This is a genomic window from Ahrensia kielensis DSM 5890, assembly GCF_000374465.1.
GTDB classification, from domain to species: Bacteria; Pseudomonadota; Alphaproteobacteria; order Rhizobiales; family Rhizobiaceae; genus Ahrensia; species Ahrensia kielensis.
Genome location: NZ_KB894528.1, coordinates 142,961 through 166,508 on the forward strand (window position 1 = coordinate 142,961; position 23,548 = coordinate 166,508).

The following is a 23,548-nucleotide window of genomic DNA, read 5'->3' on the forward strand; positions in this document are numbered from 1 at the left end:
TAGTATGCCGAAAGTTCAAACTGAGGTGTATTATGGCTACTGAGAAACGCGAATTTAAATCTATCTCTGGTGAAATGCTTGCTGCACGATTTGATCGACCAGATGGCAAGATTCGCGGTTATGCGCTTTTTGCGCATTGTTTCACTTGCACAAAAGATATTCTCGCTGCACGGCGTATCGCCACGCATCTTGCGCGTCTTGGCGTTGCTGTGCTGCGATTTGACTTTACTGGCCTTGGTTCCAGTCAGGGTGAGTTTGCCAATACTAGTTTTGCATCCAATGTCGAAGATTTGGTCAAAGCGGCAGAATATATGCGCGAACAGGGAGAAGCACCGTCTATACTGATAGGACATTCCTTGGGTGGTGCGGCGGTATTAGCAGCAGCAACAGAAATTCCAGACATTAAAGGCGTTGTCACAATTGGCGCACCTGCCGATGCCGAACATGTGCTCCATATGTTTGATGAAAAAATATCGGAAATCGAAGAAAACGGTGTGGCAGAGGTCCTTCTTGCTGGGCGAAAAATGAAGATCGGTAAAAGCTTTTTAGAAGCTGCGCGTGATACAAACTTGCTGGATAAAGTCGCAAAAATTAGAGCTTCGCTATTGATTATGCATTCACCCATCGACCAGACCGTAGGGGTTGATAATGCGGCACGGATTTTTGTGGCTGCAAAACATCCCAAATCTTTCATATCTCTTGATCGTGCGGATCATCTTTTGTCAGTAGAGGAAGATGCAGAGTTCGCATCTGAAATGATCTCGGCATGGGCAACAAAATTATTGCCTAAAGATGCACCGCAAGGTGTGGCCGAAATCGAGCATATACGTGTCAAAGAAACGCGTGACAGCAAATTTCAAAATACGGTTCAGACAGGCCGTCATCGATTTTTCGCTGATGAACCCCAATCGGTTGGCGGCGCTGATTCTGGCCCAAGCCCTTATGATTTATTGGGGGCGGCACTTGGTGCTTGCACGTCGATGACACTGCGCATGTATGCTGATTTTAAGAAGCTGGACCTTGGTGCCGTGACCGTCGATGTCAGTCATAAAAAAGTTCATTTTAAAGACTGTCAGGAATGCACGCAAAGTGAACAGCAAAAATCAGGCAAAGTAGATCGCTTTGAACGTCATATTTCGATAGAGGGAAAAATCTCCCCTGAAATAGCTGATAAAATTGTCGAAATAGCTAATAAATGCCCAGTTCATAAGACTTTGGAGCAAGGTGCAAAAGTTGTAACTAAGGTCAATTAAACAGCTGCTCTATGAATAAATATGGCTGAATGATGGTGCTAATATTACAGTTATTTCATGCTTTGGAAAGGTTGCTGCAATGTGAGACTCGATATCAATGACCATACAAGGAGCGTGAAAGTTCGCATTCTTTGACTGGATCAACACCTGACCTCCAGCAGGTATATTCGAGGAATTACAATGCAAAAAGTTACAAAACGTCTTTCTCAGACTGCAATGGCCCTTGCCGTCATCGGCGCAGGCTTTACGGGCTATACGGCTTCTTCAATCATGCCTGCTTATGCTGATGCCGTCGATGTTCAAACGGCAGCAGTGCCGGGATTTGCCGATGTTGTAGATGCTGTATCTCCGGCCGTCGTATCTGTCCGTGTAAAGTCAAATATTCGCCCTGTCGCTAGCCAAGGCGGAGACTTCCAATTCAATCCGCGCGGCAACTTTGAAGACCAACTGCGCCGCTTTTTCGAAGATAGAAGCGGTAATGCGCGTCCGAACCGTCAACGCCGCTCTGAGCGCTTTGAGGAGGCCCGCCCAATCGGTCAAGGTTCAGGCTTCTTCATTTCCGAAGATGGTTTTCTCGTTACCAATAATCACGTCGTTGAAGATGGAACAGAGTTTTCCGTTCTTATGGATGACGGAACCGAACTTGATGCGAAGTTAATTGGCAAAGACCAACGTACTGATTTGGCCGTGCTAAAAGTCGATGACGACCGCGAATTCACATATGTAGATTTTGCCGATGAAAACGATGTGCGCATTGGCGATTGGGTTGTGGCAGTTGGCAATCCGTTTGGCCTTGGCGGCACAGTAACCGCTGGCATATTATCAGCACGAGGCCGTGATATTGGCGCTGGTCCATATGATGATTTCTTGCAGATCGATGCTGCAGTTAACCGCGGTAACTCAGGCGGACCAACCTTCAACCTTTCTGGACAAGTTGTTGGTATTAACACTGCAATCTATTCGCCGTCAGGCGGCAATGTCGGTATTGCCTTTGCTGTACCCGCTACGCTTGCAAAAGAAGTCATTTCTGACCTGATGAAAGGTGGCTCCGTTGAGCGTGGTTGGCTCGGCGTTGCGATACAGCCCGTAACCGCAGATATAGCTGAGTCATTGGGGCTTGATGCACAAGCTGGCGCGTTGGTATCTCAGCCGCAAAAAGGTGCTCCGGCTGAAGCTGCAGGCATTCGTGCAGGCGATATCATTACTGAAGTCAACGGCAGGGAAATCAAAGACCCACGCACACTTTCCAAAATGATTGCAGCTATTGATCCAGGCTCAGATGTTGAAATCAAAATTTTGCGAAGCGGCAAGGAAAAAACCGTCAATCTAAAGCTTGGTGAGCTTCCGGTCGACGTTGCAGATTCTGGTTCCAATGCTGAAGTACAGCCAACGGCAATGGAAGACCTCGGCCTTACGGTCATGAAGAATGATCAAGGCGACGGCATTCTGGTCACTTCGGTTGAGCCAGGGTCAAGTGCTTCTGATGTCGGCATTCGTGCGGGTGATATTATCTCCGAGGTGAATAATGAGCCTGTAAGTTCTGCACACGATATAGAATCGCAATTAGAAACTGCCAAAAAAGAAGGCCGAAAAGCTGCGTTACTTAGACTTGAAAATGAAAGTCGAAGCCGTTTCGTCGCTGTCCAGATAGGTTGATTAACCTTCTAAACTCACAAGTTCCGGCTGGTACACCAAGTATCAACTTTTAGCCGTGAACGTTGCGGCAGCAAGGTCCCCTTTTACTTGCTGCCGCATTTTTACTTTTCTCTTTGGCTTGGCATTGTTAAACATGAGTATGAAATTTCTTATTATTGAAGATGATGTCGAAGCGGCAAAGTATTTACGGCACGCTTTAGACGAGGCGGGACATGTCGCTGACTTGGCCCATAATGGCATTGATGGTTTCGCTTTGGCGGACCACGGTGGCTATGATGCGTTGGTTGTCGATCGTATGATGCCCAAGCGCGATGGCCTTTCTGTGGTTGCTGAACTGCGTGAGAATGGCGACAATACGCCTGTTCTGATCTTGTCAGCGCTCGGTGAGGTTGATGATCGTGTCACTGGCCTTCGTGCTGGCGGCGATGATTATCTCACTAAGCCTTATGCTTTTTCAGAATTGCTTGCACGATTAGAAGCATTGGTAAGGCGAGGCAGTACCAGCGATAACCAATCGCAATACCAAGTTGGTGATTTGGTGCTTGATCGTTTGTCACGCGATGTAAAACGCGCTGACCAATCCATCCTTTTGCAACCGCGTGAATTTCGCCTTTTAGAGTATCTGATGCGAAATGCAGGGCAAGTCGTCACCCGCACGATGCTATTAGAGCACGTATGGGACTATCATTTTGACCCTCAGACAAACGTCATCGACGTTCACATTTCAAGGTTGCGCGGCAAGATTGAAAAAGGTTTCGATAAACCTCTTTTGCACACGATTCGTGGTGCAGGTTATGTGATGCGCGCCTAATGCTAATTAAATTTTCCTCTATGATGAAAACAACCGCAGCGCGGCTATCTGCGCTTTACCTGTTGTTGTTTTCCTTATGCGCAATCTTTCTTGTTTTTTACATGACACATTTGGCTGGTGGATTTTTAGTCAACCAAACAAAAGTGTCACTGGATCAAGAATTGCAAAGCCTCAACCGTGTTTATAACCGCGGTGGAATACGGTTATTGGTACGAGAAATTGATCGGCGCTCGCGTCGGCCAGATGCTTTTGTTTATTTGATTTCAGATCAAGAAAGCCGCTTTCTTGCGGGCAATATTGCTAAAATAGATCGCGGCGTTTTGAAAAGTGAAGGTTTTACAGCCAAGCCATTTCGTTACACCCGCATTGGTGAACAGGATGAAGAACTTGATGATGATGATGCACCACGCGCAATCGGTCAACGCATCAAGTTTCCAAATGGACTGACAATCCTTGTTGGTCGTGATTTGGGCGAGCCAGATCGATTTAGAAAAATTATTCGAAGCTCACTTGGTCTTGCTCTTGGCATGATGGGTGTTGGTGGCTTGTTAATATGGTTCTTTGTCGGCCGCCGTGCATTGCGCCGGATTGATAGCGTATCGCAAGCAAGTGCACATATTGTTGGCGGCGATTTAAGCAAACGTTTGCCTGTCTCAACAGCGAATGATGAGTTTGACCGCTTGTCTGTTAGTCTCAATGCTATGCTAGGCCGTATTGAGAAGTTGAACAGCGGTTTACGTGAAGTTTCAGACAATATTGCGCATGATTTAAAAACGCCTCTAACACGGCTTCGCAATCGCGCTGAGGCGGCTTTGCGTAGCGGTAAATCGGACGAGGATTACCGTGATGCATTAAACGATATGATTGCTGAATCAGATCAACTTATCCAGCTTTTCAATGCGATGCTGCTGATATCACGCGTAGAAGCAGGATATTCCAAGCAAAACGAAACTGAGCTTCAGCTAACAGAAATAGCAGAAGATGTTGCTGAGCTTTATGAACCTTTGGTGGATGAGTTTGGCGGCAAGCTCGTGTCTTCTATTGATGACAATCTAATGGTGGTGGGCAATCGCCAATTGATAGGGCAGGCACTGACAAATCTCGTCGACAATGCGGTAAAATATGGTCGCAGCGAAGATACAGTTATTTCCATATATGGACGGCGTTCTGAGGACCAAAAACACGCTGTCTTGATTATCGAGGACAATGGGCTAGGCATTTCACCTGAAAATCGTGAACGGGCACTACAGCGTTTTGTTCGTTTGGATGAGAGCCGCTCAGAACCAGGGTCTGGTCTTGGTCTTAGTCTTGTTGCTGCAATTATGGACATGCATAAAGGCACGTTTGTCTTAGAAGATGCAGAGCCCGGATTGCGCGCAGTTCTGACATTTCCAATTCAAAAGACAACTGCTAAGACCTAGGTAAAATAGGTCGAGGTTTGATTTGAGCGCTTCTGAAAAATGGTTTGATAAAACGCCTGCACGTCTGTTCTTTTCTGATGTGCAGGCAGTCACTGATGCTAAGGCAACACTGCTTGCAGCCGCACAAAGTGCAGGGGCAGATAGGCTCGCTTCATCAATCGAAAGCAAAGATGACGCACTTTCAGATTTTCTAGCGAAAATCATGTGCCTTTCGCCGTTTCTGCGAGGCGGAATTTTGAATTTCGCGGGTAGTTTGGAAGTCTTGTTCGATCAAGGTTTGAACAAGCGTATTCAGAGCCTTATTGATGAGGCGCTCCAACTTGGCTCAACAGATGATATGAGCGAAGCGGAGCTGATGACGCGGCTGCGGAAGCTCAAGCACGAAGCCCATATGCTCATTGCACTTGGGGATTTGGCGCAGTGCCATAGTGTTGCGAACACAACGAATTTCTTATCGCAGCTTGCTGAAAACTGCCTAACATCTGCGGTCAATTGGTTGCTCAAATCTACGGCGCAAAGCGGCAAGATTCACATTAATGACTTGCAAGATCCTTCCAAAGACTGCGGCCTTGTTATTCTCGGCATGGGCAAGCTTGGCGGCCGTGAGCTAAACTATTCATCCGATATTGATATTGTTATTTACTTCGATCTTGATGCAAAAGGTTTGCAATTTGCCGAAGGACAAGACCCAACCGAAGTGATGAGCCGGTTTGTGCGGCGTCTTGTGCGCATTATGCAAGAGCGCACGGGTGATGGGTATGTTTTCCGTACTGATTTGAGATTGCGCCCTGATCCTGGAGCAACGCCTTTGGCTATCAATGTTGAGGCAGCGCTTAATTATTATGAGAGCAGGGGCCAAAACTGGGAACGCGCTGCGTTCATAAAAGCCCGTTCAGTCGCAGGCGATCATCAAGCTTCCGCACGTTTTCTAAACGAGCTTAAACCTTTTATTTGGCGCAAATATCTTGATTACGCGGCTATTTCTGATGTGCAGTCGATTAAGCGCCAGATACATGCGCACAAAGGGCACGGAAAGATTGCCGTGCATGGCCATAATTTGAAACTTGGCCGCGGCGGAATACGAGAAATTGAGTTTTTCGTACAAACGCAGCAATTGATTGCTGGCGGGCGCGCCGAGAGTTTGCGGCACCGTGAAACGGTTGAAATGCTAAACCGCCTCACAGATGAGCATTGGATTGATGCTGATGTGCGCGACGAGATGACGGCGGCATACAGCTTTTTACGCCGTGCCGAACATGCTGTGCAAATGGTCGCTGATGAGCAGACACACGACTTGCCGCAAAGCGATGAAGATCTGGCCGTTATTGCTGGACTATTGGGAATTGATGGCGTTGCCGCATTCAGCGCCGAATTAATGACGCATTTGAAAATTGTTGAGAAACATTTCGGCGATTTGTTCGAAGATGGTCAAACATTAAGCGGCCCTGCAGGAAACCTTGTTTTCACTGGCGGGGACCCAGACCCAGACACTTTAACTAATTTACATGCAATGGGTTTTGAGCGTGCGATAGATATTTGGAATATCATTCGCACGTGGCATTTTGGCCGTTATCGCTCTTTATCGTCAGCCAAAGCGCGCGAGCAACTCACTGTGCTCGTACCAAATCTGCTTGATAGCTTTGCACAATTTGGCCAAGCGGATGAAACGCTCATTAAATTCGATAAGCTTCTGGCGGGCCTGCCTGCTGGTGTTCAATTGTTGTCGATGCTTAATTCTAACCGGCAACTGCTTGGGCTCATGTCTAAGATTTTGTCGTCGGCACCGCGCCTTGCCAATATTGTTACAGCGCGCCCGCTCATTTTTGACGGCATGTTGGAACCAGCCTTTTTTGAGCGCATGCCCGATCATTCAGAGCTTCAGGAGCGTCTGAACTTCTTTGTCGGTGAGGGCAGAGTATATGAAGATGTACTGGACCGCTTACGAATTTTTGCAGCAGAACAACGCTTCCTGATTGGTGTGCGTATGCTGACGGGATCGATTGATCCTGAAACGACTGCCAAAGCACTGTCAGCGCTTGCCGATATGTTGCTGGAAAAAGCTCTTATTGCTGTAACCGATGAAGTTGAGGCCAAGCATGGCACAATTGAAGGTGCGTCTATGTGCTTAGTCGCTCTTGGAAAGCTTGGCAGCAAAGAGATGACAGCCGGCAGCGATGTTGACCTGATGTTGATATATGATGCGCCCGATGAATTGGCTGAAAGCAATGGCGAAAAACCATTGGCTCCATCGCAATATTTCGCGCGCCTGACGCAGCGGCTCATAGCTGCCTTGTCTGCACCTACTGCGGAGGGTGTGCTTTATGAGGTTGACTTCCGCTTGAGACCATCTGGCAATAAGGGGCCGCTCGCGACGTCTCTTAAAGCTTTTTCCAAATATCAACGAGACGATGCTTGGACGTGGGAGCATATGGCACTGACACGGGCACGCCCTATTTGCGGCGATACGCAGCTCATGGAACGGTTTTCGGCCGAGCGAAGTGCAATTATTTGTATTGAGCGTAACCGCGCTAAAACCATTGCTGATATCGGTTCAATGCGACTTCGCTTGCAAAAAGAAAAGCCTGCAAAGTCGATATGGAATTTGAAAATGGTTGCGGGCGGTATCGTCGATATTGAGTTTTTAACGCAATATTGGATGCTCACTGACTTACCAAATTGTAAGGGTGATTTAACGAACCGTAATTTGAATACTCATGGTGCAAGCGATATTCTGAAACTGCTTGATGAAGAAATCATTGCTGAAAATGACAGGGAAGAGCTGATCGCAGCTTTGGACATTTACAGTAAGATTAGCCAATTGATTGCGCTATGTTCGGCGGAGAAATTTGATCCGCAAAACGCAACCAAAGGTCTAATAGAAGAATTATGTGCGGCGACAAATATGCCGGATATCATTCAACTGGAGGCCCATCTTCAAGAGCATACTCGCGCTGTTCGATCCATTTTCGAACAGTACATTCCTTTGGAGTAGTCCTGATAAAAGTGCAGGCAAGCCAACTCCATTAGGTTCAATTATTATGCATGGAGAATAAAATGTCTGCATTTAAAAAAACAACAATCGCACTCTTGAGTGTTGCAGTAATCGCTGGCTCTGTCACAGCTTCATTCGCCGAAAAACGTGGCGGAGATCGTGGCGGCGAGCGTGGAGCAATGCGCTTTGAACAAATGGATGCTAATAGCGACGGAAAGCTAGATTTAGCCGAATTCAATGCGCCACTTATCGAAAAATTTGATGAGCTCGACACCGATAAAAACGGTATTGTTACCAAAGCCGAAATCGAAGCGCTTAAAACAGAGAAACGGGGCGAGAAGCGCCGCGCTATGGGAATAATCAAGCGCTTTGACCTTGATGGCAATGAAGAAGTAACGCGCCAAGAAGTGGAAAACCGCCAACAGAAGGTTTTTGCACTGATGGACAAAAACGATGATGGCTTTGCCACAATGGAAGAAATGCCAAAGCATGGCAAAAACAAAGGTCATCATAAAGGCAAGAAAGATCGCGGCGACCGCGGCTAATTCTGCCTAAACTTTTGAGGGGCCGTTGTTTATTCAGCGGCCTCTTCTAATGGGGCAGCTTGCTCAAATGGAATGCGTACTGAAACAATTGTTCCTTTGCCTTCCGTTGAGCGTATTTTCATAGAGCCGCCATGCAGCTGCGTTAGTGATTTAGAAATCGCCAAGCCAAGTCCTGAACCCGTATGATTTTTTGAGAACTGGTTTTGCACCTGTTCAAATGGCTTGCCTATCCGCTTTAATGCTGATTTTGGTATGCCGCAGCCCGTATCTTCAATGGTGATTTGAAGAGCCGTAGAAAGAGCTTTACAGCGCACTTTTATACGGCCGCCTTGTTCGGTGAACTTAACGGCGTTTGATACCAAATTAATCAGAATTTGCTTCATTGCACGGCGATCAGCGATGAGCGTCATGTCGCAGCTAATTGCTTGCTCAACATGAATGTTTTTCTGCTCCGCTTGAAGCGACAACATCTGTACGCTTTCTTCAATTAGCGGACGCAGTTCAATCTCTTCTTTTTCAAGAATAACGCGCCCAGCTTCAATCTTAGACATTTCCAAAATGTCGTTGATCACGCCCAATAGAAAGTTGCCACTCGTATTGATGTCTTTTGCATATTCATCATAACGGCCAGAGCCAAGAGGGCCGAACATTTGGTTTTGCATGATGTCTGAAAAGCCAATGATCGCGTTGAGTGGCGTGCGCAATTCATGGCTTACATTGGCCAGAAACTCGGTTTTAGCCAGATATGCAGCTTCGGCGACTTCCTTCGCTTTAAGATACTTCTTGTTGAGTTCAGAAAGTTCCATTGCTTTGAGCTGTGATTTCGTGCGCTCGATAGTAACTTGTTCAACCGATGAAATCAGGCAGCGCTTGCTTTCCTGCAGGCGCTCTTCTTGCAGTTTCAATTGCGTAATATCAGTGCCAACTGAGATCATGCCACCAGCTTGTGTGCGTCGTTCATTGACCTGCAACCAGCGACCATCGGCAATTTGGCGCTCATAGGTTTTTGACGTTCCAAGGCTGTCATCGCTGACAAGACGGCGTTCGATAAGTGGTTCTCTGACCAGTTTTGAGATTTGGCTGCGCGGTGTGCCCGGTATCAAGGCTTCTTCGGATAGGCCATTATATTCAGCAAATTTCTTGTTACACAGAACGAGTTTGTCATCATCATCCCAAAGCGAGAAGGATTCCGATGTGCTCTCAATCGCAGCTTTTAGGTTTTGGCTGGCAATCTCTGACTGCTCCGCAAGGCGGTGATTTTCAGTAACATCAACAGCGATACCAATGAGGTGATTGCCACCCGACGGATGCTCCACAAGCTTTGTGCGGATACGCAATCTAACATAGTGACCTTCTGCATGACGCATGCGGATGATTTCATCTACGGCGGTAATCTCTTGTGCTGCGGCGCGCTGCGCCACTTCAAACAAGTCTAAATCTTCGCTGTGAACCATGGGCGAAATTTCACCAAAGGACAGCACGTCGTCGATAGGCTCATACCCCAACATTTCAAACATGGAGCGTGACCAGAAAATACGCCCATGCGCCAAATCCCAGTCCCATAGGCCGCAATGACCACGGGCGAGGGCCGTTTCAACGCGCTTTAATGTTTCGCGGTAAACTTTACCAGCAGAACGGCTACGCGCGATTTGCGCAAAATAAGCGTAGAGTAAAATGATCAAGATGCTGGACGTTAGCGCAAAGACCGTGACCGTAAGCGCGCATCGTCTTTGCCAAGCGGCATATAAATCGGCTTCCGATTGCAGCACTGCAACAACGGAAGAGCCTTCACCGATTTTCGTTGCACTTACAATATGCGATGTGCCGTTAAGCAGCAGTGTTTGAACGCCTGCCGATTCACCAAATAGGAACAGCGCTTGTGACTGGCTTAAAATAGAAGGAAGGTTTTTGCCGAACAATGATTGATCACCGCCGCGCATACCGATGATGTCTCCACCACTATCTGTGACAACAACAAACCGGCCTTCATTTGTGGCTTCTTGCGGCAAAGCACGAATGAGAAGCTGTTCGAAGTCAGAGCCATTTACAGGGGCAAAGCCATCATCGCGTGCGCCTTCAATCGTGCTTTTTGCGGCAGATGCGAGAAGCGAAACAAACATGCGACCTTGTTCGCCAGAGGCCTGCCTGTCAGCGAGTAAAGTCGTACCGCGCACGAAGAAAAGCCCGCAAAGGAAAATCATAATAAGAATAGGAATAGAACGCTTGAGATAAGGCTCAAGTACAGAGATAGGGTTTGCTACAGGCTCTGCAAGAAACTTTGCATGACCTTCCATTCCGTCGGCATCAAATCTTGTTAGATCAGCGAATGACAAAGCAGTCCCCTCAGCGCAAAGCTGCACTTTATAAAAACAGCCCCCATAGCTGTTCTACACAGTAATTTTGGATACGCGCTGCCGAAACACAACGAAGCAGCTAGACACAGTGAATCAAAAGTGATTCCCTGTGTCTAGTCCTCGGAGTCAAATAATTAAGAAAAAATTTAACTATTTACTTTTAGCGCTCAATTTAAGCACTATTACCCGTGTTTTTAAGCAAGAGTACGTTCGAGAATGTCGCGAACGTCTCGTGACAGCTTTTCTTTTGATAATAATGATTTAAGCGCTTCAAGCGCAAAATCAGAACGCTTCTTTTCTAAATTGCGCCATGATCGCATTGCCGTAATCAAACGGGCTGCAACTTGCGGGTTAATATCGTCCAGTCGCGCGGTCGCATCGCACAAAAAGCGGTATCCCGCCCCATCAACTCTGTTAAAACCTGTTGGGTTGCCAACGGAGAATGATCCGATCAACGCTCGTACACGGTTTGGATTTTCCCAAGAGAAGCTATCCGATTTGCTCAGTTGCTCCACACGCTCTAAAGCACCACCGCCCGGTATCATGGCCTGAATGGCAAACCACTTATCCATAACAATCGGATTATCCGCATAACGCGCACGGAATGTTTCGAGCGCAAGAGCTGTTTCTTCCGCATCTGGCGCTTGCAGCGCAAGTACGCTCAAAGCATCTGCGCGGTCTGTCATATTGTCAGCATTAGAAAAATGCTTTGCAGCGAGTTCCACATCGCCCGTTGCACGCACAATGAGACCAAGGATAGTGTTGCGTAGGGACCTTATGCCTGCACTCGTAGCATCGGGCACAAATGGTTTTGCAGGATTAAGCTTGGCATAAGTCGCTTGCAGTGTTGCAAGGCACTCTTTGGCAATATCATCGAGGATTTGCGACCGTGCAGTGTAGATCGCATCAGGATTAATATCGCTGCCAATTTCACGGGCTATATCTGCCTCACTCGGCAGACTTAGACATAACGCACGATAAGCGGGTTCAAGCGTTTCATCGCTCAAAATCTCATGGAGAATTGTTGTTAGCTCTGGTGACGATTTTACGGCTTTGCCGCTCTCAACATCATGCGTGGCTTGGCGTAGCTGGCGCATCGCAAGGCTAGACAATGCCTCCCAGCGGGCAAATTCATCATTGTCGTGTCGCGCTAAAAACGCGAGTTCACTGTCCGCACGTTCAGGAATAATCGTCACGGGCGCAGAAAAACCACGCAACAATGAAATAACCGGTTCTTGTTCAACACCTTCAAAATGGATGCTGTGTTTCGGCTCGCGCACATGAATGACATCGCCGGTCACATCTGCACCAGTCACACCGCTATAAGCCAAATCATTGCCTTGCGGGCCAACAAGTCCAAAACGTACCGGAATATGCATCGGCCCAACATCGCCCGTGACGACAGAAGATTTCAGGCTCTGAGCTATGTTGACGGTAAAGCGTTTGTGCGCTTCGTCATAATTGGTTTCTATTGCTAAATTTGGTGTGCCAGCCTGATCATACCAAAGCGAAAATTGTTTGAGATCAGCACCGGTTGCATCTTCAAAACATTTGATGAAATCTTCAATTGTCGCCGCGTCGCCGTCATGGCGTTCGAAATATAAATCAAGCGCACGCTTATAGCCTTCCTGGCCGACAATGGTTTTGAACATGCCAACAACTTCAGAACCCTTTTCGTAAACGGTTGAAGTGTAGAAATTATTGATCTCGGAATAGCGGCGCGGACGTACAGGGTGGGCAAGGGGGCCTGCATCTTCCGGAAACTGATGGGCGCGAAGACCGCGCACTTCGGCAATCCGTTTAACGGGCGCAGAGCGCATATCCGCAGAAAAAGAATGGTCACGGTAAACTGTAAGGCCTTCTTTCAAGCAAAGCTGGAACCAGTCGCGACAAGTAATGCGGTTGCCGGTCCAGTTGTGAAAATATTCATGCGCAATAATCGCTTCAATATTGGCATAGTCTTGGTCTGTTGCCGTTTCAGGATCGGCCAGGACATATTTATCATTGAAAACATTGAGGCCTTTGTTTTCCATCGCGCCCATATTGAAATCTGAAACCGCGACGATCATGAATATGTCCAGATCATACTCACAGCCGTAAACCTCTTCGTCCCACTTCATGGAGCGGATGAGGGAATCCATCGCATAGGCAGCACGTGGTTCTTTGCCATGTTCAACATAGATTTCCAGAGCAACATCGCGGCCGGAACGGGTCTTAAAGCGATCTTTCAGAACGCCCAGATCTCCGGCGAATAAAGCAAACAAATAAGCAGGTTTTGGATGTGGGTCGTGCCAGACAGCAAAGTGACGGCCATTTTCTAATGCGCCCTTATCGGTGCAATTTCCGTTTGAAAGAAGCAACGGAACGGTCTTGCTGTCACCTTCAATGCGAACAGTGAAAACAGACAAAATGTCTGGTCGGTCTAGGTAGTATGTGATGCGGCGAAAGCCTTCAGCTTCACACTGCGTACAAAAATTACCAGATGTGCGGTAAAGCCCCATCAGCTTTTTGTTCGCTGTCGGATTGATTTTTGTGACGATCTTTAGGGTAAAGACGTCGCTCGCAGGCAGCTTGTATATGCTGATGCCATCTGCGGATAATTCATAACCATCTTCGCTCAGTGCCGTATCATTAACGGCCATAGAGACGAGCTCAAGTTCATCGCCATGCAGCGCTAAAGGCGCGCCTTCCGCAACGCCTTCAGCACGGCGCATGGACAGGATGGATGTCACAAGAGTTTCCTGCGCATCTAAAGAGAAATCTAAATCCACCTTGTCTATCTGATAATCGCTTGGGCGGTAGTCTTCGAGTAGAATTGCTGTTCCAGTTTGCGTGCGCATAGATGACCTTAAGGTGTAGAGATAGGGACTGTTTAAGTTTGGTTATAGGTAAATCTATGGCCTGTTGTTAAGCCCCTAAAGTTATTTCAATTCTTATGGTCAATCGGGCCAAAATTTCGTGGCAATTTGGGGGAACTATCATCGAAGGCCAGCGTTGTTAAATTGGGTCGATAAGTAATGAAAAACCCGAAGGAGACAAAATGTCTAAAGGCACAGTTCCAGCTGACGCACTGATTGTCGTTGGCTCCGGTGAAGGAGCCCAATATTTTCGCAATATTGGCACAAACCTCAATATCAAACTCAAAGCTGAAGGCTCGTTAAAGCCGGGCGATTTGGCGGATCAAGGTCCATCAGGAAAACAGCCGCCGGATATGTCGGATAAAGAATCCATGGAGATGACATTTTCTAAAATACTAGCAGAGGATCTCTATGCAAAAGCACACAAAGGGTCTTTTGATAATGTCGTCTTAGCGCTTGATCCTGATACGCTCGGTGAGGTGCGTCCGCTTTTGCATAAGGAAGTGCAGAGCAAAGTCTGTATGGAACTGCCGAAAACCTTAGTGAACCATCCTGTCGCAGAAATTGAACGCTCTCTGTCTGCAGCGGTAAGCTAACCGCAGATTTCTAATGCTCTTTATGCGCCTCGCACGAAACTGCGGGGCGTTTTATATGCAGGTGAATTATTTGTAACATCTTCCTCAAAGAGCATTTATGAGCCTCGTCATATCGTCTTGCCTCTGCTATTGGCTTGCCCAAAGAAAGTGACGGGCATCGTGGCAGTAGAAGATCAAAATGAAGCGGACGAAAGTAATCCGCTTTTAGCAATTACACTCAAAATCATTTCTGTTTGCGCGTTTTTGGTTATGGCAACTGTGATCAAACTTGCAGGGCAATTGCCTGTTGGGCAGATCGCATTTTACCGTTCATTTTGGGCCATTTGGCCAATTGTCATCTATCTGTTGATTACCCAGCAACATAAAGGCGTGCTGAAAACTAATCATTTAAAAAGCCACATTTGGCGCGGCGCTATTGGCGTGTTTGCAATGGGGCTCGGATTTTATGGGCTGACGCGCATACCATTGCCAGATGCTATCGCGCTGAGTTATTCGCGCCCCTTAATCACCATTGTATTAGGCGCTGTTATTCTGGGCGAAGTCGTGCGTCGTTATCGCTGGGGAGCGGTGATGGTTGGTTTTGTCGGTGTGATGGTTATTTCTTGGCCGAAACTTCAAATTTTGCGCGGCGCTGGTGGGTTTGAGAACCAAGAAGCATTAGGTGTGATTGCAACGCTTTTGCAGGCGATTGTAGCATCCTTTGCATTTGTATTGGTAAGGCAGCTTGTCAAAACCGAGCGCACGCCGACCATTGTGCTTTATTTCTCAATCACAGCCAGTGCGTTTGCACTTATGACGCTTCCGTTCGGCTGGGAGCCCCTTAGTTGGAACCAGATAGGCTTTTTGGTTGCTGCAGGTGTTTTCGGCGGGCTTGGCCAAATCCTGCTGACGCAAAGTTATCGCTACGCGGAAACTTCGATCATTGCGCCCTTTGAATATACCTCCGTGATTTTTTCACTTGCCATCGGCATCTGGCTTTTCAGCGAGGCACCATCATGGTCAACGATTATCGGCTCGCTCATTGTTGTCGGCTCCGGTATTTTCATCATCTTCCGTGAGCGTTCTTTGGGAATTAAACGCTCTGCAGAACGCAGATCCGCCAATATGAAGGGGCTTTAGCCTCATACACCACTTTCCGACGGGTCGACTTCTTCATCTGAGCGGGGGTCAAGCTGATACATTTCCGGCGTCTGCGTGCGGCCAAAAGATGTATACGCAAATTCGCCGCGCTCTTCTTCTGTCGGCGCATCTGCTACTTTCAGTCGCATTATTGTGAAAATTGCAAAGGCAATAAATCCAACGAGAATTGTCGAGAATAATCCCGCACCTCCGACCAATCCGATCAATAGGCCAGCAATAATCGGACCGACCATAGAGCCAATCGCATAAACAATAAGCAGGCTCGATGATGTTTCAATAAATGCACCTGGCTCTGCGTGGTCATTGGCGTGAGAAACCACGAGCGAGTAAAGTGGCATCATGATGCCGCCAAACACGAACATGGCAATAAACAGCGCTATATTATTGGTCGGTTCGTAAAATGTGAGTATGCCAGAAACGATAATGCCGACCATTGTCGCTGCAAGCATGACATAGCGGCGGTCCATCTTGTCTGATGCGCGGCCCAGCGGAAATTGAAGCACAACGCCGCCTAGCATTGCCACAACAAGCATTATCGCGATCTGAGAGCCGGAATAGCCGAGTAGGGAGCCGTAAACAGGCGCTTGATAGCTCCATGCTCCGAATGTGAAACCAGTAACAAATGCGCCAACGGTTGCAACAGGAGACATTGCATAAAGGCGCCTGATATCAATTTTCACTTCTGCTGGCGGCTGCGGTGATATAGCTGGCGATACGGCGGTTGGAATAATCGCTGCGGCATAGCTCATAGCTGCAAGAATGAATAATGTCGTGAGGGCAGGGTCCGATGTGATCAGCAAAAATTGCCCGATCATGAGCCCGACTGTGTTTGTGACCATATAAGAAGAGAAAACAAGCCCGCGCGATTCGTTGGTGCTTCGCTCATTGAGCCAGCTTTCCACCACCATATAAGCACCTGACAAAGCAAAGCCCGCAACGCCGCGCAGCAAAAACCAAACCGGAATATTGACGAAAATCGAATGGGCCATCAATGAGATCGCCAACATGGCCGCAACAACGGCATAAACACGCACATGACCAACACGGCGAACAAGACGCGGAATGTAAACGCAGCCGCCAACAAAACATGCTGCATAAAATGCGCCCATAAAGCCAATGGTCAGCGGAGACCAGCCTTCAAGCCCTGCGCGCAGCGGCAATAGGATACCGGTTAAACCGGAGCCGATAAGAAGGAAGAATGTTGATATCAACAGTCCTGCAATGGGGCGAAGCTGTAAAATCATTGTCTTTTGCACCATTTAAAAGGGCTGTGAATTTGCGGGCTCTATGCGCTGTTCGAACTGGCTCAGATCAAACAAATGCGACATATAAATGAACTTTGTGTCGCAAATGGAATACTCACTATTGCGCGGCTAATTTTGCTTTCACCGATAATAAATCGAGCCAAGCATGACGTTTCAACTTTGGCTGAGTAATCAGCATCGCTGGATCAAAGGTTGCAATGGCTTGGATGCCGAAATTGGGCAGTTCAGTCCATTTTCCACGTGCCTGCATAATTGTTTGGCGCGTCTTTAAAATATGACGCACAGCGCCATTGCCAAGCACAAGTATCAATTCGGGCTTTGCGAGTTGGATTTGCCTAGCAAGAAAAGGAGCGCACATTTCTAAATGCAGCGGCGTTGGTGCGGAATTTCCTGGTGGATTCCACGGCACGCAATAGGACATATAAACATCTTCATGGCGCGATAGGCCAATCGCACCCAGCATTTTTTCAAGCAATAAGCCGTTGGGCCCTGAAAACGCGCTGCCAGCATTATCGTCGTTACCGGTCGGCGCGCCGCCGATGATCATAAGCCTAGCGCCGCGTTTTCCGCCTTCAAATATCGTGGAGCGAGCGCTTCTTTTCAGATTGCAGCCCTCAAAAGTTTCTACCGCTTGCTTAAGTGCATCCAAATCTTGTGCCGCATCGGCCATTGCAATGGCTTTGGCAACAACTTCCTCTGTAGGAAGAGTGACAGCTAAATTTGCCTGTGCGATGGGGCGCGGTGCATCTTTCATGCGTTTGCGCGGGTCCATTTCCATCAATTCAGGTTCGTGCGGATCAGTGCTCTTTTTGTTTTCAGCCTTGATGTTTTCAACAGGTGCAACACTTTGAGGAGCAGCTTGCTCAGGAACCATTTCGAAACGATCCAAAGCGACATCTGATATGGGGAAATCTAATCCACTCTCGGCATAAAAGCGCAAAAGGGAATGAATTGCCTCGACAGTCATTTCAGATGTATTTTCGGTATCGCTCATTGTTGTGTTCTATATCGTGCACAGTTACGCATTAAAAGGAAATTCCAAGGCCAAAGTTCAATAAGCATAGTTATGCATTCCAGTCTCATAGCGACATTTTATCTTGCATTATTGACGTAAACGTCAAAATTAAATACGACAAACAGAATAAAAGTGTTGGAGATTGCTATGCTGGCTGTATTTGGTTAGCGGGTCTGGCACTGTAAAGATAAGACAGCCTCAGCAAATGCTGGGCAAATAATCGGGAGACATTGATGAGCGATAACCCAATGAATGAACCACGCGAGAGTATGGAGTTTGATGTCGTTATTGTTGGCGCTGGTCCTGCTGGTCTTGCCGCTGCGATTAAGCTCAAGCAACTCGATGAAAATCTCTCCGTTGTTGTTCTGGAAAAGGGGGCCGAAGTCGGCGCTCACATTCTTTCAGGTGCGGTGGTTGATCCTATCGGTCTCGACAAATTAATCCCTGATTGGCGAAATGATCCCGATCATCCAATGAAAACACCCGTTACGGATGATCAGTTTCTATTCCTCGGGCCTGCTGGCTCTATACGCTTGCCAAATTTTGCAATGCCGCCATTGATGAACAATCATGGCAATTACATTGTTTCGCTTGGTAATGTGGCACGCTGGATGGCGGCCCGCGCCGAAGCGCTTGGTGTTGAAATCTATCCAGGCTTTGCTGCCGCTGAAATCATTTACGATGATAATGGCGCAATGAAAGGTGTTGCAACCGGTGATATGGGCATTGAAAAAGATGGCACGCCCGGTCCGATGTTCGCACGCGGTATGGAGCTTCACGGCAAATATGTGCTGATCGCAGAAGGTGTGCGCGGCTCTATCGCCAAGCAGCTGATTAACAAGTTTGATTTGGATAAGGATTGCGAACCAGGCAAATTTGGCCTCGGCATTAAAGAGCTTTGGCAGGTCGATCCATCCAAGCATAAGCCGGGCCTTGTTCAGCACTCTTTTGGCTGGCCGCTTGATATGAAAACCGGTGGTGGTTCATTCCTTTATCATTTGGAAGACAATCAGGTTGCTGTCGGCTTTGTGCTGCATCTGAATTACAAAAATCCATACCTCTCACCATTTGAAGAGTTTCAACGCTTCAAAACGCATCCGCGTATTCGTGAAACATTTGAAGGCGGCAAACGCATTTCTTATGGCGCGCGCGCAATTACTGAAGGCGGCTGGCAATCAGTGCCGAAAGTGTCGTTTCCAGGCGGCGCACTGATTGGTTGCTCGGCAGGATTTGTGAATGTGCCGCGTATCAAAGGATCACATAATGCCGTTCTTTCCGGCATAATTGCTGCGGAAAAAGTGGTTGAAGCGCTAGCTGCTGGCAAGGCCAATGATGATGCGCTTATCACCTATGAAAATGAATGGCGCAGCAGTGAAATCGGCGACGACTTGAAGAAAGTCCGTAATGTTAAGCCGCTATGGTCACGTTTTGGTACTGCGCTTGGTGTCGGCATTGGTGGCATTGATATGTGGATCAACCAACTCACCAAGGGTTGGTCGCCGCTGGGCACTTTGAAGCATGAAAAAACGGATGCTGCTTCTGTTGAAAAAGCGGATAAGCACAAGCCAATTAATTACCCAAAACCAGATGGCGTGCTTACGTTTGATCGGCTTTCATCAGTGTTTTTGTCAAATACAAATCATGAAGAGAACCAGCCTGTTCACTTGAAGGTTTTGAATCAAGAACTTCAAAAATCATCGGAATATGCTGAATTTGCAGGACTTTCTTATCGTTATTGCCCAGCTGGTGTTTATGAATGGGTGGATAGCGCGGGCAATACAATCACTGCACCACATGATTATGAAGCATCAGATGATGTGCGCTTTCAGATCAACGCGCAAAACTGCGTGCATTGTAAAACATGTGATATCAAAGATCCGAACCAAAATATCAACTGGACAGTACCGCAAGGCGGCGAAGGTCCCGTTTATCCGAATATGTAATCTATCGGATCAATTCTAAATGAATAAAAGCGCGGGTTTTAAACCCGCGCTTTTTTATTGCGCAGATTGTGTCTCACGCTCTTCTTCTTCAACACGCGGGTCCATCGCGATTGTTTCAGTTGTTTGCATACGCGTCGGCGACATATTCACGAAATCGCCGCGCTCATCCATAGGCACTGGTGCACGCTGTGTGATCCGGTAGATGGCATAAATAATCAACAAAACATGAGCCGCAGCCGTTGTGATGAACAGGCCAGATGGGCCGACAAATGACATGACGCCACCGGCAATAAGCGGCCCGCCAATTGAGCCGCAGCCAAACAAGAGCAGCAGTCCTGATGATGTGCGCAAAAAATAATTGTCTGGTGCGTGGTCATTGGCATGGGCAACAACGACCGGATACATGGCAAAAATACAGGCACCAAAAAGACTTGATGCAATCAGTACGGCTGTCGCGCTTTGTGGCTCCCAAAATACAAAATAAGCATCACACAGTGCTGCAATAGCTACAACAGCCACAAGCACAATGCGTCGATCCATTTTGTCAGAAATGTAGCCAATGGGAATTTGCGCGACGGCACCTGCAAGAATTGAAACACTCATAAACAGGGCAATCGCAGGCACAGACAGGCCAATGCGTTCGCCGTAAACCGCACCCAACGTACCAAAGGCACTATTGGAAACGCCGATAAGAATAACCGCCGCAACGGCAATCGGAGAGTTTTTCCAAAGCGTTGCAAGATCAAGCTTTGTCTCTGTCAAAGGTTGCGGTTGTTCGGCTGTGTAAAGCGCCGTCGGCAGCAAAGCGAGTGAATAGAAGATCGCAGCGATAACGAAGAATAGGGGCGCATTGCTGTCTCCCAATGTGATGACCATCTGGCCAGCTGTGACCGCTGCCAAATTGACCATCGTGTAAATGCCAAACACGCGGCCGCGAACATTGGCCTCAGAACGCTCATTGAGCCAGCTTTCCACGATCATCGCTGCGCCAGCAAAGCAAAATCCGGCAACACCGCGCAGCGGTATCCACGCCGCAGGATGTATAATGATAAGCGAGCCAAGAATTGAGACGACAGCCAGCGCAGTCATGGCGCCGAATGCGCGAATATGGCCGACACGTTGCACCGTGCGCGGCACCAGCAGGCAGCCGAGCACGAAACCAATCGCCCATCCCGTACCCAATAGGCCAAGTGAAAACGACGAAAAGCCTTCGACTGATCCGCGCAAAGGCAAGATCAACCCGTTAACGCCGCCCGCAAACATAAGAAAGGCGGACCCAACAAATAAGGGCATTGTAGAGCGGGGAAGTGCTGGCATGTCGGTCCTCAAAATCTGTGCAGAGCATGCGTGATTTGCAGCATTGGCTCAAGCCCGAACAATGCCTATGGAACTTATACAAAAAGGCTCGGCATTAATAGCCGAGCCAATATTAATTCATGAGTTTAATGTCACTTTATTTAAGTGTGATCTGCGTAAAGCCAACAGCGATATTGGCCCCTTCAGATGCTGATAGGCTGAGCGGTTGAAGGGCAAATGAATCAGCAGAGCCGCCAACCAAGACATTTGCGCCCAATCCTGCTGCAAAAGCTGCGGACGCAGAAGCGCCAGAGTATGTGCCGGCAAGAGCATTAGGGGCATATTTATCAGCTTCGGCTGCAACGACAGTCCAGCCAATAATTGATTTGCCTGTAAAGCCGATATCCACGCCATATTTGTCGATTTGACCAACATAGGTTTCTGTTGGTTCACTGGCATTAGCGGGTGTGAATGAGCATGTCATATCTTTAGAGGAGCCGAACACGAACCCTGTTCCGCCATCAACTTCGCATGTTAATTGTCCAAGCTGTACACCGGCATCCTGCGCATAGGCAGTTGAAGCGATCGGCAGTGCGGCAAGCGTTGCAGCTGAAGTAAGGGTAATAATATTATTACGTAAAGTCATGATTTGACCTCTTAATTGGCCATGTTCAAAGCGAACAAAGCATTGCAGTGAGGTGATACCTTTGAGCGTAAATATATGGCGCTCTATAGATATCACCTTGTGTGGGTCTACAATGCGTGCCGCGCTAGTGAGTTCCATTCAAAGTGCTATTTGTGGAACTCAACTAATCTTACAAATAATACAAATGTCCTGTGCTATTATTGAAATGCAGTTTCTGAAAAGCTGCGAAGCTTACGTGAATGCAAACGTTCCGAAGGCATCTGGCCTAACTTTTCCATTGCACGAATACCAATAATCAGATGCTGATTGACCTGCCGCTTGTAGAAATCGGTTGCCATGCCCGGCAGTTTTAACTCGCCATGTAGCGGTTTGTCAGAAACACACAGCAATGTGCCATAGGGCACACGGAAGCGGAAACCATTCGCTGCAATCGTCGCCGATTCCATATCCAAGGCGATAGCACGTGACTGGCTAAGCCGTTTAACCGGCCCGCGTTGATCGCGCAGTTCCCAGTTTCTGTTATCAATAGTCGCAACCGTGCCCGTACGCATAATTGCTTTAAGCTCATAGCCTTCAAGGCCAGTGACTTCGGCAACCGCCTGTTCAAGCGCAACTTGAACCTCTGCAAGCGCAGGAACCGGAACGGACAATGGCAAGTCATCATCCAGCACTGAATCTTCACGCACATAAGCATGAGCAAGAACATAATCGCCAAGCGCTTGCGTGTTGCGAAGGCCGGCGCAATGGCCAAGCATCAACCAAGCATCGGGACGAAGAACGGCGATATGGTCCGTGATCGTTTTCGCATTAGAAGGGCCAACGCCAATATTGACCATCGTGATGCCGCCGCCATTCTTTTTAACGAGGTGATAGGCAGGCATTTGCGGCAGCCGTTGTGGTTCAACACCAGAAGCATGGGATGTTTCACCATGTTTCGTCACAAGATTGCCGGGCTCAACGAATGCGATATATTGACTGTTTGGGTCAGCCATTTCATTGCGCGCATAGGCGCAAAATTCGTCGATATAGAACTGGTAGTTCGTAAACAGAACGAAATTCTGGAAATGGCTCGGGCTTGTTGCTGTATAATGAGCAAGTCGCGCAAGAGAATAATCAATTCTCTGTCCGGTAAACGGTGCAAGCGGTGATGGCTCACCTTCACGCGGCTCAAAATCACCATTGGCAATGTCATCATTGGTAACATTAAGGTCTGGCACATCAAAAATATCGCGAAGCGGGCGAACCATGGCGTCGGGATCTGACTGATCGACATAGGTGCCTTCTTTAAAGGCAAAGTGAAGCGGAATTGGCGTGCCGCTTTCTGACACTTCCACTTTGACATCATGGTTGCGTATCAAAAGATCAATTTGCTGCGTGAGATAATTTTTGAATAGGTCTGGCCGTGTGATCGTCGTCTCATAATGGCCAGGCTGAGCCAGATGACCATATGCCAGACGCGAATCTGCTTTTGCATAACTATCTGAGCGTATCGAAAGCGCGGGGTAGTAAGCACGAACCCGCTTATCACTATCACCGCCTTTGATGAGTTTATTGAAATGCTCGTACAGGAAAGTCGTGTTGCGTTCATAAAGCGCAGTCAGCGCAGCAACAGCGTCTGCCGCATTATCGAAATATTGGGGCAGCGCAGCAGGCGGCAGCAAGTAATTCGCTTTTGTAGAGGGGGTGTTGAGCGCCGATGCGCCCGCGTGTATTTTGTTTTCTGTTTTCATGGCCATTTATAGACCAACAATAATGAC

16 protein-coding genes are annotated in these 23,548 nt (G+C 47.9%); 9 read left to right on the forward strand and 7 right to left on the reverse strand.

The annotated features are described in order from the left end of the window. Window positions 1-32: 32 nt before the first annotated feature. The 6 genes from C504_RS0100695 (at window position 33) to C504_RS16945 (ending at window position 8,678) form a co-directional block, all read left to right on the forward strand. Complete coding sequence (locus tag C504_RS0100695; protein WP_018687369.1) at window positions 33-1,253, forward strand: bifunctional alpha/beta hydrolase/OsmC family protein; 1,221 nt, start codon at window positions 33-35, stop codon at window positions 1,251-1,253. Window positions 1,254-1,433: 180 nt separating this feature from the next. Beyond that, on the forward strand, window positions 1,434-2,909 hold the full coding sequence (locus C504_RS0100700) for a Do family serine endopeptidase (protein ID WP_018687370.1): 1,476 nt from the start codon (window positions 1,434-1,436) through the stop codon (window positions 2,907-2,909). A gap of 139 nt (window positions 2,910-3,048) precedes the next feature. After that, entirely contained in the window at window positions 3,049-3,720 is a 672-nt protein-coding gene (locus C504_RS0100705; RefSeq protein ID WP_026317101.1) for a response regulator transcription factor, read from the forward strand. Further along, the gene (locus tag C504_RS0100710) at window positions 3,720-5,141 is read left to right on the forward strand and encodes a sensor histidine kinase (protein WP_018687372.1); all 1,422 of its coding nucleotides are present in this window, start codon (window positions 3,720-3,722) and stop codon (window positions 5,139-5,141) included. Before C504_RS0100705 ends, C504_RS0100710 begins: the two co-directional genes overlap by 1 nt. Window positions 5,142-5,163: 22 nt before the next feature. Further along, the gene (locus C504_RS0100715; RefSeq protein WP_018687373.1) at window positions 5,164-8,133 is read left to right on the forward strand and encodes a bifunctional [glutamine synthetase] adenylyltransferase/[glutamine synthetase]-adenylyl-L-tyrosine phosphorylase; all 2,970 of its coding nucleotides are present in this window, start codon (window positions 5,164-5,166) and stop codon (window positions 8,131-8,133) included. 62 nt (window positions 8,134-8,195) lie between these two features. Then, on the forward strand, window positions 8,196-8,678 hold the full coding sequence (locus C504_RS16945) for an EF-hand domain-containing protein (protein WP_018687374.1): 483 nt from the start codon (window positions 8,196-8,198) through the stop codon (window positions 8,676-8,678). Window positions 8,679-8,707: 29 nt separating this feature from the next. On the opposite strand, the gene C504_RS0100725 is transcribed toward C504_RS16945, so the two are convergent. Beyond that, a complete protein-coding gene (locus C504_RS0100725; RefSeq protein ID WP_018687375.1) occupies window positions 8,708-11,011 on the reverse strand; it encodes a PAS domain-containing sensor histidine kinase in 2,304 nt (767 codons plus the stop codon). A 215-nt stretch (window positions 11,012-11,226) separates the two neighbouring features. Further along, a complete protein-coding gene (gene pepN, locus C504_RS0100730; RefSeq protein ID WP_018687376.1) occupies window positions 11,227-13,872 on the reverse strand; it encodes an aminopeptidase N in 2,646 nt (881 codons plus the stop codon). Between the two features lie 200 nt (window positions 13,873-14,072). On the opposite strand from pepN, the gene C504_RS0100735 reads away from it, so the two are divergent. Both C504_RS0100735 and C504_RS0100740 read left to right on the forward strand, forming a co-directional pair. Further along, the gene (locus tag C504_RS0100735; RefSeq protein ID WP_018687377.1) at window positions 14,073-14,486 is read left to right on the forward strand and encodes a host attachment family protein; all 414 of its coding nucleotides are present in this window, start codon (window positions 14,073-14,075) and stop codon (window positions 14,484-14,486) included. A gap of 159 nt (window positions 14,487-14,645) precedes the next feature. Beyond that, window positions 14,646-15,605, forward strand: coding sequence for a DMT family transporter (locus C504_RS0100740; protein WP_245555086.1), 960 nt, complete (start codon window positions 14,646-14,648; stop codon window positions 15,603-15,605). Window positions 15,606-15,607: 2 nt separating this feature from the next. Here the strand turns inward: C504_RS0100740 and C504_RS0100745 are convergent, their stop codons facing one another. Next, a complete protein-coding gene (locus C504_RS0100745) occupies window positions 15,608-16,870 on the reverse strand; it encodes an MFS transporter (protein WP_018687379.1) in 1,263 nt (420 codons plus the stop codon). A gap of 118 nt (window positions 16,871-16,988) precedes the next feature. Beyond that, entirely contained in the window at window positions 16,989-17,885 is an 897-nt protein-coding gene (locus tag C504_RS0100750) for a uracil-DNA glycosylase (protein WP_018687380.1), read from the reverse strand. Between the two features lie 254 nt (window positions 17,886-18,139). Between C504_RS0100750 and C504_RS0100755 the strand changes: the two genes are divergently transcribed. Continuing rightward, window positions 18,140-19,849, forward strand: coding sequence for an electron transfer flavoprotein-ubiquinone oxidoreductase (locus tag C504_RS0100755; protein WP_018687381.1), 1,710 nt, complete (start codon window positions 18,140-18,142; stop codon window positions 19,847-19,849). Window positions 19,850-19,903: 54 nt separating this feature from the next. Here C504_RS0100755 and C504_RS0100760 read toward each other — a convergent pair whose 3' ends face one another. From C504_RS0100760 to C504_RS0100770, 3 genes are all read right to left on the reverse strand, one after another. Beyond that, window positions 19,904-21,166, reverse strand: coding sequence for an MFS transporter (locus tag C504_RS0100760; protein ID WP_018687382.1), 1,263 nt, complete (start codon window positions 21,164-21,166; stop codon window positions 19,904-19,906). A gap of 136 nt (window positions 21,167-21,302) precedes the next feature. Continuing rightward, window positions 21,303-21,791, reverse strand: coding sequence for a DUF992 domain-containing protein (locus C504_RS0100765; protein ID WP_026317102.1), 489 nt, complete (start codon window positions 21,789-21,791; stop codon window positions 21,303-21,305). A gap of 197 nt (window positions 21,792-21,988) precedes the next feature. Next, a complete protein-coding gene (locus tag C504_RS0100770) occupies window positions 21,989-23,527 on the reverse strand; it encodes an AMP nucleosidase (RefSeq protein ID WP_018687384.1) in 1,539 nt (512 codons plus the stop codon). Window positions 23,528-23,548: the final 21 nt, after the last annotated feature.

Bases quoted from the DNA above. Each gene is read 5' to 3' on its own strand.
- C504_RS0100695 (WP_018687369.1), top strand. From the start codon at position 33: ATGGCTACTGAGAAACGCGAATTTAAATCTATCTCTGGTGAAATGCTT.
- C504_RS0100700 (WP_018687370.1), top strand. From the start codon at position 1,434: ATGCAAAAAGTTACAAAACGTCTTTCTCAGACTGCAATGGCCCTTGCC.
- C504_RS0100705 (WP_026317101.1), top strand. From the start codon at position 3,049: ATGAAATTTCTTATTATTGAAGATGATGTCGAAGCGGCAAAGTATTTA.
- C504_RS0100710 (WP_018687372.1), top strand. From the start codon at position 3,720: ATGCTAATTAAATTTTCCTCTATGATGAAAACAACCGCAGCGCGGCTA.
- C504_RS16945 (WP_018687374.1), top strand. From the start codon at position 8,196: ATGTCTGCATTTAAAAAAACAACAATCGCACTCTTGAGTGTTGCAGTA.
- pepN (WP_018687376.1), bottom strand. From the start codon at position 13,872: ATGCGCACGCAAACTGGAACAGCAATTCTACTCGAAGACTACCGCCCA.
- C504_RS0100735 (WP_018687377.1), top strand. From the start codon at position 14,073: ATGTCTAAAGGCACAGTTCCAGCTGACGCACTGATTGTCGTTGGCTCC.
- C504_RS0100745 (WP_018687379.1), bottom strand. From the start codon at position 16,870: ATGATTTTACAGCTTCGCCCCATTGCAGGACTGTTGATATCAACATTC.
- C504_RS0100750 (WP_018687380.1), bottom strand. From the start codon at position 17,885: ATGAGCGATACCGAAAATACATCTGAAATGACTGTCGAGGCAATTCAT.
- C504_RS0100755 (WP_018687381.1), top strand. From the start codon at position 18,140: ATGAGCGATAACCCAATGAATGAACCACGCGAGAGTATGGAGTTTGAT.
- C504_RS0100760 (WP_018687382.1), bottom strand. From the start codon at position 21,166: ATGCCAGCACTTCCCCGCTCTACAATGCCCTTATTTGTTGGGTCCGCC.
- C504_RS0100765 (WP_026317102.1), bottom strand. From the start codon at position 21,791: ATGACTTTACGTAATAATATTATTACCCTTACTTCAGCTGCAACGCTT.
- C504_RS0100770 (WP_018687384.1), bottom strand. From the start codon at position 23,527: ATGGCCATGAAAACAGAAAACAAAATACACGCGGGCGCATCGGCGCTC.